This window comes from Glycomyces dulcitolivorans (assembly GCF_003265355.1).
GTDB lineage: Bacteria > Actinomycetota > Actinomycetes > Mycobacteriales > Micromonosporaceae > Glycomyces > Glycomyces dulcitolivorans.
The window spans coordinates 46,834-61,451 of the sequence record NZ_QFRW01000054.1 but is presented as its reverse complement, the minus strand read 5'-3'; the positions used below and the strand labels follow the sequence as shown (position 1 = coordinate 61,451).

The following is a 14,618-nucleotide window of genomic DNA, read 5'->3' as shown; positions in this document are numbered from 1 at the left end:
AAACAGCATGTTCTACGACTCGATCCTCAACGCCGGCGAGTACTTCACCAACTACTTCCTCGAAGAGCTCCTGCCCGACGAGATCGCTAAGACCCACGCGAAGGCCTGGAACGAGACCGACCGCAACCCCGAGGGCACCTCCCCGCGAAAGCGACTCCTCGACCTGCGCGCCCCCTACCAGCGTGCCCGCAGCGCCATCGTCAACGCCGCCGACGCGAACGGCAGGGCCGAGAAGCGCGAAGCGGCGCTGCACGCCTGGCACCGCGAACTCCTCCTCGGCCTCGGATTCCCCGCGACCGAGCCGGAAACGGTCGAACTCGTCAACTGCGGCGAGACCCGCGAGATCACCCTCGCATACCAGTCCAAGACCGTGCTCGCCGTCGAATGCGACTTCCGCGAACTCGCCGGAGACGCCGCCGACCTCAGCCAGATCCAGGCCCTCCAACCTGGGTTCCGCGACGCCTCCAAACTCGCCGACTGGCTCTTCGGCGTCGAGGAGCACGCCCCCAAGTACGTACTGCTGCTGTGCGGTGGTGTGGTCGTCACCGGCGACATCGACACCTTCCGCGAAGGCCGCTACCTGGCCGTCTCACTCGGGACGGTCCTGGAGCGCAACGACAAGCCCGAGGCCGGCCTCGCCACCGCGCTCGTCTCCCGCGAGATGCTGGAGCCGCTCGACGCCGCCGAACCGGACGCGACCGGCCTCGACGCCCTGGTCGAGAAGTCCCGCGTCCAAGCCCAAGGGGTCTCCAAGAGCCTCCGCGAAGGACTGCGCCGCTCGGTCGAGATCATCGCGAAGGAAGTCCTCGACCGCCTGCGCGAACAGGAATTCGACTGGACCGAATCGTTCTCCGACAAGGACTTCGCCGACCGCCTCGCCACCGAGAGCCTGCGCTACCTCTACCGCATCCTGTTCCTGCTCTTCGCCGAAGCCCGCCCCGAACTGCGCATCCTCCCCAGCGACAGCCCCGACTACCAGGCCGGGTACTCGATCAGCCGCCTCGGCCGCACCGTCGAACGCCAGCTCGGCGAGGAATCCGCCGAAGGCACCTACCTGTACGAGTCGCTGGCGCTCCTGTTCCAACGCGTCAACGACGGCTACCACTTCGACGGTCCGGTCGGCGAGAACGGCGAGGACAAGCCGCGCATCGTCTTCGAACCGCTTCAGTCCCGCCTCTTCGACCCCGCCTCGATCACCCTCATCGGCACCGACCTCAAGCCCGGCGGCGACGATTATGTCTGGCCGGTCGACACGCGACTGCGCAACAAGGCCCTTCACCGGGTTCTGCGGATGCTCATGATCGACGACGGCACCCTCACCGGCAAGCGCGGACGCCGCGGTCAGACCCAGTTCGTGTCCTACGCCAAGCTCGGCATCAACCAGCTCGGCGCGGTCTACGAAGGACTCATGTCCTACACCGGGCGCATCGCGCGCGGCGAGACCCTTTACGAAGTCGCCCAGGCGAAGGACCTCAAGGACAACAACGGCCAGGCCAAGGACGGGTCGTGGCTGATCCCCGAGAGCGCCTACGACGACTACCCCGACAAGAGCGTCTTCGTCAGCGTCGAGAACCCGCACACCGGCGATCGCACCGAGGTCACCTATCCCGACGGGTCCTTCGTCTACCGCCTTGCCGGGAGGGACCGCGAGACCTCCGCGTCCTTCTACACTCCGCTGTCGCTCACCCAGACGACGGTGGAGCTGACGGTCCGCCAGCTCATCGAGGAACACGGCGGTGAGGTCCCGGCGAAGGACCTGCTGAAGTGGCGCATCCTCGAACCCGCCCTCGGGTCCGGGGCGTTCCTCAACGAGGCCATCAACCAGGTCGCCGCGAAGTACCTGGAACTGCGCCAGACCGAGACGGGCGAACGCGTGGACTCCGACCGCTGGGAGGAGGAACTGCGCAAGGTCAAGGCCTACATCGCCTTGCACAACTCCTACGGGGTCGACCTCAACGCCACCGCGACCGAGCTCGCGGAGGTGTCGCTGTGGCTGAACGTCATGTACCCGGGGCTGAAGGCCCCGTGGTTCGGCCTGCACCTGCGCCACGGCAACTCCCTTATCGGCGGCAGGCGCGAGACCTACTACCTGAACGAGCTGGCCCCGACCAAGGGCAACCCGTTCTGGTACGACATCGCACCCAGGCACGACAAGCTCAGCGAGATCCCGGCCGGTGAACTGGGTGAGGACCGCATCCACCACTTCCTGCTGCCGAGCAAGGGCTGGGCGGCCATCGCGGACCACAAGGAAGCGAAAGCGCTGGTCCCGGAAGACGCGAAGGCGTTGGGGGCGTGGCGCAAGGGCTTCCTGAAGAAGCTCACGAAGAAGAAGCAGCCGAACGAGAAGCAGAACAAGCAGGTTGAACGGGTTCAGCGTCTGGCCCGGCAGGTGGAATACCTGTGGGCCCTGGTCATTCGGAGGCTGGAGCTGTCCGAGGCGGCGATCGCCCGAGACATCGACGTGTGGGGAGCGCCGGAGCTTGCGGAGCACTCGGGGAACGCGGCTATCTCGAAGGAACAGGTCCTGGCAGACCTGGAACGACCGGGCGCGCCCTACTGGCGGCTGAAGAAGCTCATGGACTCGTGGTGCGCCCTGTGGTTCTGGCCGGTCGGAAAGACTGAACTACTCACGGGCCCAGAGGAAGCGAACCCGGTTCCGGGAGGACCGGGCTACCTGCGGAACCTGGACGACTGGTTCACCTACTGCGAAGCGATCGTGGGCAACACCCTGCCTGGAGACTTCTTCGGCAAGGAACTCCCCAGCGACCTGGACTCCCTCACTGAACACGAGGAAGAGCTCGACCAGTGGACGGGCATGATGTCAGACCTGTTCCTGGAACGCAGCGACCAGAAGTTCGCCTTCATCCTTGAACTCGATCGCATCGTGGGGGAGCAGCACTTCTTCCACTGGGAACTCCAGTTCGCCCATGTCTTCAAAGCCGGTGGCTTCGACCTCCAGGTAGGCAACCCGCCGTGGTATCGCCCCCGCTGGGACAGCGACGCCATCATGTCCGAGCTCGACCCTCACTTCATTCTCAGCAAGTGGAACGAAACTCAGAAGCGGTCCCGAAAAGAAGCGCTGCTCGCCGAAACAAGAAATCTCCATGGATTCCTAGATGAAGTCGCGAACCATGCTGGTATGAGCATTTTTGTAGGCCATGCAACTACATATAACCTCCTTGCTGGAACTCAGGCGAACCTATACCGCTGCTTCATGATACGTACCTGGGGAAACGCGGCACTGAATGGCACGACCGGTCTGATCCATCCCGACACACATTTGACTGGAACAAAGGAAGGGAGACTGCGAGCGGAGTCATACAAGAGATTGCGCGTTCATGGATACTTCTTGAACAAGAGAATCTTGTTTGAAGATCTCACTGATAAGCAGGATTTCGCAATTCACATTTATGCCGGATTGGGTAGTATAGGGTTCGCGCATCTATCATGGATTTTTGAGCCATCCGTAATTATTGAATCGCTAGAGCATGAAGGAGTTGGCGAGATTCCAGGACTTAAGTTCAATGGGACCTGGGACGTACGACCTCATTCTAAGCGTGTCGTGTTGGTTGATCGCGATCTATTGACCGAATGGAACAAGCTTCCGGGTGAAACAGATGATTTGGTAGAGGAAACGAAAATTATCTACCCTGTAACGGTGACCGAGCTAGATCCGATTGCTAAGTTCGCTGCGATCGGTCAGCGTTTCGGTGACAGTAGCCCGGATATTACTCGCGGCTTTGATGAGTCTGTCGACAAGAAAGCTGGCTACTTCGAGGACATTGAGAAGGATTTGACGATCGAGGACAAGTCAGGTGCAAAAGCTGTCCAATCCTGGGCTGATGTCATCCTTCAGGGGCCACATTTTGCTGTTTCCACGCCGTTCTCGAAATCGCCACGAACGCCGTTGAACAGTAACAATGACTGGGACCAAATTGATTTGACAACGCTTCCGATCGAGGCGGTTCCGTTTACCAACTACCGTCGCTCCACAGGCATCGAGGAATACAAGGAAAAGCAAGACAAATGGGTTGATCAAAAAGTTTGGTCAGGACTCAAGGCGGATAAGTTTGAGCGCGAACGAGTTGAAAATTGGCTACGGAATGAAACTGATACTCCGGAAAGCGAGATCACAGATGAGTTGATCGACGCCTGCCTTAGGAATGAGGCCATGCGGCCATGTACAAGTTTTTGGCGTATGGCTTGGCGTGAGATGATTCAGGCGAATAATGAGCGGTCGCTGTATCCGACATTGATCCCGCCCGGACCTGCGCACGTGAACGCCGTACATACCGCGAACTTTCCAACTCTACGAGTTACTGCTCTGCACACGGGCTTTTATTCATCGCTGGTCTTGGACTACTTTCTTCGTGCGGCCGGAATCTCGCACCTAAATACTGGAAATGTCAGAAATCTTCCATCTATGTCTGATGTTCATCCGCTTGCTTCGCCTCTCTTGTTCCGGACGCTTCGGCTAAATTCCCTTACCAGTGCTTATGGCTCGCTTTGGGAAGAACTCAACGACTCTGAATCTTTTGCTTCGGAGTCTTGGGCGTTCCCATGGCCAGGTCTTTCTCCACTTAATGAGACCGGTCCCCTTTGGTCCTATGACACGCCACTTCGAACTGACTACGAGCGACGAGCTGCTCTGGTTGAAATCGATGCCCTCACCGCTGTGATGCTTGGGATCACTGCCGACCAGCTCAAGGCCATCTACACTGCGCGATTCGCGGTGCTTTCTGGCCGTGAGGAACAGACTTGGTTCGACTCCGAAGGTAACAAGCTTTGCGGAGACACCAAAGCCGCCGGCTACAGGCAAGCCCACGCCGAAGGCCCCGATGGCAACACCAACGCGAAGCTGCCGTTCCAGGAGCTTTCGTCGTTCCTCGTCGGGTACCGCGCCGAAGGCCCAACCGGCTTCCCCCGCTTCCCCGAATCCTCTGGCTTCGCCTACTACCGGGCCAACCGGCTTGGGATGCCGCTGGATGACGAATACCCGCACGGGGTGAACGGGAATGCCGAAGCCGATACGCTCGGCGAGTACGCATACGCGCACAAGGTGTTCAGCGAGCGCCTGGCCAAGCTCGCCGGCGAGAAGTAGGAGACTCAGGTGAAGCCCTCGATCGTCGCGCCGAGTCTGAAGAAGACCGTGCTCACTTACCTGACCTCCTCCTTCGGGCTGGTCGAGGATGCGACGGCCGCCGCGCTCGCTGACTTCTTCTCCGATCCCGTCGACGGGCTCTTCCGGGGCCCGTTCATGCGGGTCCGCGCGCCCTTCCGGCCCGCTTCCGAAGGTTGGCAGCGGCACCTGGATTGGTACCCGCCCGGGTTCATCCCGCACCTGCACCAGGCCAAGGCATGGGAGCGCCTGTCCTCTCGCAACGGCCACGCCCCCGAGCCCACCGTCGTCGCCACCGGCACCGGTTCCGGTAAGACTGAGTCGTTTCTCGTCCCCGTTCTCGATCACTGTGCCCGTCACGCTGCCGAGCCCGGCGTCAAGGTCGTGATCGTCTACCCGATGAACGCCCTCGCCACCGACCAGGCCGCCCGCCTCGACGCCATGCTCGCCGACAACAAAGAGCTGCAAGGGGTCACCGCCGGCCTCTACGTCGGCGAGCAGTCCGCGAAGTCCTACCGCAGGCTCCTCACTGAGCGCGCAGATATGCGCCAGTCTCCCCCGAACCTGCTTCTCACCAACTACAAGATGCTCGACCTCCTCCTCACCCGCGCCGATGACGCGCCCCTCTGGGCTAATGGGAACCTCGCCTACCTGGTCGTGGACGAGTTCCACACCTTCAATGGCGCCCAAGGCACTGACGTCGCCATGCTGCTGCGCCGTCTCAAGGCCGCGAGCGCCACCGACCCGACGCCTGTCGCGACCTCCGCGACCCTCGGCGACGACGAGCAGGCCCGCGAGGTCGCCTCGTCGATCTTCGGGCGCGACTTCCCGCGCGGTTCGGTCATCGGCGAAGACCGCTTGAGCGCCAACGAATACGTGAAGCCCAGCCGTGAGGTCTTCCCCGAACCCAGCGTCTCGGATATCGCGGGCCTCGAAGACCCCTACGAGCACCCCGAGGCGATCAGCGCCCTGTGCGAGGCGGTCCTCGGTTCGGCCGATCTGACCCCTGCCGAAGCGGGGGAGAAGCTGCGCGGGCACAAGCTCCTCGCTGCCGTCCTCGACGGGTTCGGCTCCAACGAGCTGGCGGGGAAGCTCATCACCGCCGACGACTTCTACGGGAACCTCAGCCCGTGGGTGATGGACCCGTGGAAGCAGGCGTGGAACTCCACGGCAGGGCACGATGACGCGGTCATCGCGCTCGAACGGCTCCTCGCGCTGATCTCATGGGCGCGCATGGGGAAGCGTCCGCTGCTGCATGTCGAGACGCATTTCTGGATCCGGTCTGTCTCGCGTCTGCTGCGTACGGTCCCGATCTCCGAGGAGGCTCCCGTCCAGTTCGCCTGGTCGACCAGCCTGCCGGAGTCGGGCGGGTACCTGCCCGCGATCACCTGCCGTCACTGCGGTCGTTCCGGCTGGATGGTGAAGGTCAAGCAGCCGCAACGCGATCAGTTGAAGCTCAACCCGGCCGAGATCTACACGCAGTCGCAGGTGGACAAGAAGCAGACTCGAGCGCTCATCGCCGCCTACCCGCGCGAGGAGGAGCACTTCGACCCGCGGGCCCGCATCGAGGACAACCCGCCGCTGAAGCTCCTCGACGGCGCGACTCTCGTCGACTACGCGCCGGGCGTGACCGGCACCGCTGTCCTGGTCGATCTCGATTCGGACGCGTCCGCCCGCGCGGAGCGCTGCCCCGCCTGCGGGAACGAGAACGCCATCCGCTTCATCGGCGCGGGGCTCGCCACGCTCTCCTCGGTGGTGCTCACCGAGGTGTTCCAGCATGCCGTGGACCCCGCGAGCGGCGACCAGGCGAAGGCCCTGCTGTTCAACGACTCCGTGCAGGACGCAGCCCACCGGGCCGGTTTCCTTTCCGCCCGGGCCGCGAACTTCTCGCTGCGCACGCACCTCGCGGCCGTCCTCAAGGGCCTCGACGATCCCGATCTGGCCGAGACCATGGCCGCGGCCCTGGTCGGCATGGCCGAGAACCCGCAAGCGCTCGGCGGGGTCATCCCCGACGACCTTCACCCCGACCCGGGTGTGGCGAAGCTCCTCAGCGGGGACGACCAGGGATCGGGGGACACCTGGCGATTCATCGGCCGCCGTCTCGCGCTCTCGCTGATGCTGGAGTTCGGACTGCGCTCCTACGCGGGCCGGACCCTGGAGCGGACCGGCGTCGTCGCCACCACCGTCGACCTGCCCGATCCGGTGCTGCCGCTGCTGCGGGACGTGCTGCGCCGCAGCGGGGCCCGCCTGTCACTCGTCCCGGTCGAGGACGCCGACCTGGCCTGGCACGCGCGCGGCGTGCTCGACCGGCTCCAGATGCGCGGCGGGATCTGGCACGACTGGCTGCGCGAGTGGATAAAGAACGAGGGCGCGAAGCGCTGGAGCCTGTGGGGTGGGCGGCAATACGGAATGCCCGCCTTCCCCGACGGCGTCTCGGCCCCCACGTTCATGCTTGACGGAACTCGCGCGAAGAGCCAGTTCGACCGTATCGAAACCGCAGGCGAGACCTGGCTGACGGACTGGACCCGGCGGGTCCTGCACCTCAACACCGCCGAAGCCCGCAAATACCTGCGCGAACTGCTGAAGCTCCTCGCCGACCAGGGCGTGATCAGCCGCATCGGCACCGGCGGCGGCACGGTCTACGCGCTCACCGCCGGACGCGTCAACCTGACGCTGCTCTCCAAAGAGGAGGCTGAGAGCTCGCAGGTCGGCTGCGACGTGTGCTCATCGCAGCGGACCGTCCTGCCCTCCGAACGCGAGCGCTGGCGCGGGACGCCCTGTCCGCGTTGGCGTTGCGGCGGCACCATGCGCGAGGCCGCCTGGCACGATGAGTACTACTATGACCGCTACACCGCCGGGGACGTGCTGCGCCTCCAGGCCGCCGAGCACACCGGCATCCTCAGCCGCGAGCAGCGCGAGCGCGTCGAAGAGCAATTCAAGAACGCCTCCACCTGGGACGCGCCGAACGTCCTCACCGCCACCTCGACCCTCGAACTCGGCATCGACATCGGCGACCTCTCCACCGTGGCCCTCGCGGGCATCCCGCCCGCCCCGGCCTCCTACGTGCAGCGCTCGGGCCGCGCCGGGCGCACCACCGGCAACGCCCTCACCATCGCCTTCGCCGACCGCCGCCCCCGCGACCTTGCCTACTTCACCGATCCCGGCCTCATGATCAACGGCGACATCCGCCCGCCCGGGGCCCGCCTCGAAGCGACCGCGATCCTGCGCCGCCAGTACACGGCGTTCCTTGTGGACAAGGCCGCGCGCGGCGCCCTTGCCGACGTGAAACCCTTGCCGCACTTGGCAGGCCAGGTCTTCGGCCCCGGCGGCTGGCTCGGCGGCTTCAACGACGCGGCTCTGTCCGGCGCACCCGCGTACAGCGGCGAGTTCTGCGACCTGTTCGGCTCCCGCATCAGCGAGGCGGTCGCCGAGGACCTGCGCCAGTGGGCCGGCGCGGCGATCGAACGCGACATCAAGGCCACCACCGAGACCTGGGAATCGGGCCTCGCGCGCCTGCGCGGGCGACTCGACCAGCTGGCGGACGCCCGGAAAGACCTCGAAGCCGCACCCGAGACCCGCCCCGAGAAGCAGCGCGACCTGCGCGTGCTCGCCGCCGAGCAGAAGGCGGTCCGCGCCCGCAAGTCTGACCTGGAGCACAGCACCGCCCACGCCGCCCTCACCGAAGGCGGCCTGCTCCCCAACTACGCCCTCATCGACTCCAGCGTCACCCTCGAAGCCACACTCACGTTCGTCCGCCAGGACAGCCCCGACGCGCCGAAGGAGTACGTCACCGAACTGCGCGACTACGCCCGGCCCGCCACCAGCGCCATCACCGAGTTCGCCCCCGGCAACCACGTCTACTTCCGCGGCTACGCCCACGAAGTCAAAGGCATCGACCTGGGCGGCAAGGACACCTCGACGATCGAGCTGTGGAACATCTGCCCCTCCTGCGCCTCTGTCGCCAAAGGTCTCGCGGCCACCGAGCGCCTGCGCTGCCCGCACTGCGGCTTCGACGTCTCCGACGCCGGCAACCGCCGCAAAGTGGCCGTCCCCACCACCGTGTACGCCTACGACCGGGCCGCCGACATCCGCATCGACGACCGCGAGGACAGCCGCGACCGCCGCCTCTACAACACCGTCACCACCGCCGAAGTCACCGTCCCCGCCCAGTCCTGGCGCTCTACCGGCGGGAACTTCGGCTTCGACTACACACCCGCGGCCGTCGTCCGCCGCATCAATCTCGGCCCCGTCCCCAAGACCGAGACCCCCGGCGACAAGGTCCCCTTCGCCGGGCAGGACCGCGCCCTCAACCCGTTCTGGGTCTGCACCGACTGCGGCGGCACCAAGACCGACACCGACCCCACCGGCAAGGGCGAACCCACCTGGAACCCTGAAGCCGACCCCGAGAAGCGCCACCACCGGCACTGGTGCTCCAACCGCGACAACAACAAGGAGAAGCAGCACGAGTCCGTGCTCCTCGCCCACGAACTCGACACCGAAGTGCTCCGCTTCCTGCTGCCCATGCGCGACACCGAGGACGCCGAGACCATCCTGTCGTTCCAGGCCGCCCTCGCCGCAGGCATCAACACCTACTTCCAGGGCGACACCAGCCACCTCGACACCGAGACCTGCACCATGGCCGACGTCCCGCAGCCGGGCACTGACGCCCCGCCCGCCGCCCGCGTCTTCACCGTCCTGTACGACCAGTTGCGTTCGGGCACCGGCTATCTCAAGCAGCTCTCCGACCCCGACGCCATGCGCAAGGTCCTCCAAGCCGCCCTGAAATTCTGCACCGCATGCGAATGCGAGAGCGCCTGCCACCGCTGCCTGCTCTCCTACGCCCGCGAACGCCACTACGACTCCATCAGCCGAGCCGCTGCCGCGGCCCTCCTCGAACGCCTCCTCGACAACTGGACGATGGAGCAGAACTCCGGGATCGGCGACATCTCCCTCAACGAGAAGGCCGACTCCCGCCTGGAGAAGCGCTTCAACCGGGCACTGCACGAATTGGCCCATGAAGACTCGACCTTCACCATGGAGAAGGCCGCCAAGTACGAGCGCATCCTCACCTTCGCGCCCCTCGGCGCGCCCGTCACGCGCTGGCGCATGCGCGTTCAAATCCGCGAGGACGCCGCCGACACCGTCCCCGACTGCACCTTCACCCGCGTCGACGGGCCGCCTGAGACCGTCGCGCTCTACCTCGACGGCTTCGACTACCACGCCCAGCCCGCCTTCAACCGCAAGCGCCGCAGTGAAGGCAAGATCCCCCGCACCAGCGACGACGCCGCGAAACGCGGCCAGCTCATCGAGGCCGGCAAACGCGTCTTCGCCGCCACCTGGCTCGACGTCGAACGCCTCCAGGGCTCGGGCGCCTACGCGCCCCTGGTGAGCTACGCGGCCCAGACCTATGCGGCGAAGGGCCTCGGCCTCCCGGTCGAGAAGCTCAAGGAGGAGATCGCCCACAACCCGCTCTCGTTCCTCTTCGACTACCTCGCCCACCCCGACGCCGACGAGCAGCGGACGATGGCCCGCGCCGCCTGCGTCGCGGTACTCGCCGACAACCAGACCCGCATCGAGCAGATCGACCCGGAGTCGATGGAAGCGGCCGTCGCAGCGCTGGCGCAAGGCGAGGAACCCGAACCCGGGACCGGGGGCATGGCCGTGGTCGGCGAGTCGCCGTACTTCCGGATCGCCGTGGGCTTCAGCGGCATGGACCCTCGGACGGCACGTGTGAGCGCGCAGGTCCGCTTCGACGACGACCCCGATGTCGACGGTGCGTCGATCGACGCCTACCGCGAGTCCTGGCGGCTGTGGCTGCGCTGGGCGAACGCACTCCAGTTCCTTTCGCCGGAGGACGGGTTCACCCTGCGCGCCACCGGGATGCCGGTCACCCAGGTGCCGCGTGAGCCGGGCGCTTCCGGCTCGATCGACGTGTCCTTCAGGGGTTCGCCGCTGCTCGACGACATCGAAGGCGTGGGCATGCACGACTACGCGGCGGCGCTCCTGGCCGACGGAGCCGCCATGCCGGAGATCGGTGACGAGCACGTCGGCGGCATCCCCGCCGAACTGGCCTGGCCCGACAAGCTCGTGGCGGTGTTCCCCGATCCCGTCGGACGCCTCGACAGCAGCGCCGCTGTCATCGAGTACCGCAATGCAGGTTGGCACGCGGCCGCCATGTCCGAATGGGACCGTGAAGAGCTGCTGAGCCTCCTGACCGGCGACCGGTCCGCATCCACTGAGGAGAACCCCGCATGAGCGACAACAGCGCCCGAATCCTCATCGAGGACTCGGCGGTCCAGGACATCAAGCGACTCTGCAAGGGCGACAGGGGATTCGGCGCAAAATTCGCCGCTTTCCAAGGAAAGTTCCAGGAGAACTACAAGCACCCGGGCCTGCACCTGGAGAAACTGCACGCCGGTACCCAGGAGCTGGCCTCGGCCCGGGTCGACCAGGGCATCCGGGCGATCTTCCTGCCCGCGCAGGGCCGGGTCTGGACCCTGGTCCGCGTCGGCGGGCACGAAGTGTACGAGGAGGTCAAGCGGACCCTGTTCACCTACAGTGTGACTGACGGCCGCATCGAGTATACCGTCGTTCCCGAGGGATCCTCCGACGCGAAGTCGCAGTACCCGACCCCCGGCCGCACCGCCCCGGTGGACGAAGGCGGCCCGTTCCAGGCATGGACCGACGCCCAGCTCATCGAACTGGGCGTCAACGAGGGCTTCATCCCGTCCGTACGCGCCCTCAAAACCGAAGAGGACGCCGAAGCGTTTCTCTCCGACACCACCGGCCTGTCCCACAAGGTCCTCGAATCGCTGCTGCTCGGCATGACGTACGACCAGGTGTACGACGAGATCACCGAGCCTTCGGTCGGTAAGCCCGTCAAGGACTTCAGCGAGGCGCTGACCCGCAGCGCCGACCGCATGGCCTCCTCCGACGCCGTGCTCGACGCCATCCTCGCCGAGGATTGGTCCAAGTGGCGGTTGTTCCTCCACCCCGACCAGAAGGCGGCGGCCACCAAGGACTACAGCGGTCCGGCCCGCATCTCTGGCGGCCCGGGGACCGGCAAGACGGTGGTGGTCATCCACCGCGCCCGCGAACTGTCCCGGCGTCCCGGACTCACCGGGCGCATCCTCGTGGCCACCTTCAACAAGGCGCTTGCCGCGGACATCGAGTCCAAGATCAAGGCATTGGGCGGCAAGCAGACCGCCGACCTCATAGACGTGATCCATGTGGACGCCCTCGCGAACTCCCTCGCCAAGGAGGCCACGGGGGAGGTGCGGGAGACCCGCGACCGCGTCGGCGAGACTGAGGCCAAACGCCTGTGGGCGGAGTCGATCGAGCAGGCCGGCGAGATCGCGGACGGCTTCAGCCCCTCGTTCCTCCAGGACGAGTACGACGATGTGGTCCTTGCCCTCGGACTGCGCGAACGGGGCGAGTACCTCCAGGCCCCGCGTCGCGGCCGGGGCCGCAGACTCGGCCGGGCCGAGCGAAGCGCCGTCTGGGAGCTCACCCGCCGATTCGAGGCGCTGCTCGAACGCGAAGACAAGACCACGTGGGGCAAGATCGCCGCCACCGCGGCCGGACACGCCGAGGAGCAGGCCCTTGCGGGGGAGTTCCCCTACGCGCACATCCTGGTCGACGAGGCGCAGGACCTCAATCCGCAGCACTGGCGGATGCTGCGCTCCATGGTTCCTGAAGGCCCGAACGACCTGTTCCTCGCCTCCGACGCGCACCAGCGCCTCTACCAGAAACCGATCGTCCTCTCGGGACTCGGCATCAACATCCGGGGCCGTTCCTCCCGCCTCAGGCTCAATTACCGCACCAGCCGGGAGATCCTCAGTCGCACCGTAGGCTTCCTCGGTGAAGAGGCCTACGAGGACTTCGACGAGGACAACGACACGCTCGCCGGGTACCGGTCGGTGCTCAGCGGCGGACGCGTCGAGGTCGAAGCGGTCCCGCGCTCGGGCGATGAGCTCGACCTGGTGGTGAGCCTGGTCCGGGACTGGCGCGCCGCGAACCCCATGGGTGACATCGGCATTGCGGCCCCAGCCAACGAACTCGTGAAGGCCGCGAGGTTGGCGCTGGAGCGCGCGGGCATCCACGTCAGCAAGCTCAATGAGGCTGCGCGCGAAGAAGAAGGGCGCGTCTGCATCGAGACGATGCTCCAGATGAAGGGCCTCGAATTCCAGTACGTGGCCTGCTTCGGGCTCGGCGAGGCCCACTTCCCGCCCTGGCACCTGCGCCCCGCCGACGATGACGACAAGGCCACTGGGACGAGAAAGGCGCAGCGGGCGCGCTCGCTTCTGTTCGTCACGGCCACAAGGGCACGCGATCAGCTCGCACTGGTCTACAGCGGAGACGCGAACCCGCTGCTGAGCGGCCTGCGAGTGTGATGTCGCCAACGCCGTTGGCGGAGAGGAAGACCCGCCAGGCGTGGAAGGGCCGACCGAACTAGACGCATTGGTCCAAGCGGCGTGTCGTGCCTTGAAAACGGCGAAAGGACGTGGAACAGTTTCAGCACGCGTGTATCACGCGTCGCAGAGAACCAACTGAATACGAAACGCGGCGGGCCGCCTGAGCATCTTGGCAGAAATCCGGCGGCCCGCCCCTTACCAGAGAGGAGACCTCTCGTGGTCTCGTTCAGCGTACGCCATGACCCGGTCCCGGCCTCGGTCAAAATCGACCTCGAACTCCACAAGCCCTACCGGACCTGGTTCGGTCTCGGCCGCCTGCGCTGCGAGTGGTGCAACCACAAGTGGGCGCCCACGGCTGCCCCAAGCGCCGCTCGGCGGTGAAGCTGCTCGCCTCGAAGATCAACTCCGACCCGCTCCGCGACGTCCTCACCACCCTCATCGGCTTCTCGTGGGGCGGTGCGGCATGAATCCGGAACGCATCGTCCTGGGCCGCTTCACCCTCGAACACCGCCGCATCGAGGTCTACCAGCTCGCCGGCGGCTCCACCACCTCGGTCCGGTTGCGGCGCATCGCACCCGAACCGGCCGTTGACCTGGGCTACATCAACCGGATCGGCTCCCGCTTCGCCAGACTCCACCTCTACCGCGCCGAATGGCCCGCCGAGCTGCGCCGCACGGCGAAGCACCACGCCGCCCAGATCTGGGCCCACGCTGCCCGCCACGAAGCGGAGGTCGACGGATGACCCTTCACTTCATCGACCGGCTCCCCGTCCTCGGCATGGCCGAAGTAGACCAGGCCGGCCTCAGCTTCGCGTGGGTCTGGCACCAGCCGAGCCTGCGCGTCACGTTCGCCGACATGGAGAACACGCTCCTCGGCCGAGTCACCCACCTCGACGGCCTCCCGCGCCTGGTCCCCGCTCCGACGGGCCTCGCCTGGATCCGCCAAGGCGACCCGACCCGAACCCTCGCCGTCCTCGACCACGCCATCGACCTCTGGAGATTGAAGGACCACATGTTCAAGGAGTGCGACGGCTGAACCCGCGGGAGCGTCGGGAACTCGGCGCTGCCGCGCTTCCGAGGGGTACG

6 protein-coding genes are annotated in these 14,618 nt (G+C 65.8%); all 6 read left to right on the top strand.

The genetic code is table 11. The annotated features are described in order from the left end of the window. Positions 1-7: 7 nt before the first annotated feature. The 6 genes from DI269_RS03505 (at position 8) to DI269_RS03485 (ending at position 14,568) form a co-directional block, all read left to right on the top strand. Positions 8-5,101, top strand: coding sequence for a class I SAM-dependent DNA methyltransferase (locus DI269_RS03505; protein WP_112133741.1), 5,094 nt, complete (start codon positions 8-10; stop codon positions 5,099-5,101). A gap of 9 nt (positions 5,102-5,110) precedes the next feature. Then, on the top strand, positions 5,111-11,374 hold the full coding sequence (locus tag DI269_RS03500; RefSeq protein ID WP_112133740.1) for a DEAD/DEAH box helicase: 6,264 nt from the start codon (positions 5,111-5,113) through the stop codon (positions 11,372-11,374). After that, positions 11,371-13,512 (top strand): UvrD-helicase domain-containing protein, encoded by a 2,142-nt coding sequence (locus DI269_RS03495; RefSeq protein WP_112133739.1) that lies wholly within the window; start codon positions 11,371-11,373, stop codon positions 13,510-13,512. The genes DI269_RS03500 and DI269_RS03495 overlap by 4 nt, the downstream gene beginning before the upstream one ends. 350 nt (positions 13,513-13,862) lie before the next feature. Beyond that, on the top strand, positions 13,863-14,000 hold the full coding sequence (locus DI269_RS26755) for a hypothetical protein (protein WP_157974741.1): 138 nt from the start codon (positions 13,863-13,865) through the stop codon (positions 13,998-14,000). Next, positions 13,997-14,275, top strand: coding sequence for a hypothetical protein (locus tag DI269_RS03490; protein ID WP_112133738.1), 279 nt, complete (start codon positions 13,997-13,999; stop codon positions 14,273-14,275). Before DI269_RS26755 ends, DI269_RS03490 begins: the two co-directional genes overlap by 4 nt. Then, positions 14,272-14,568, top strand: coding sequence for a hypothetical protein (locus DI269_RS03485; protein WP_112133737.1), 297 nt, complete (start codon positions 14,272-14,274; stop codon positions 14,566-14,568). The genes DI269_RS03490 and DI269_RS03485 overlap by 4 nt, the downstream gene beginning before the upstream one ends. Positions 14,569-14,618: the final 50 nt, after the last annotated feature.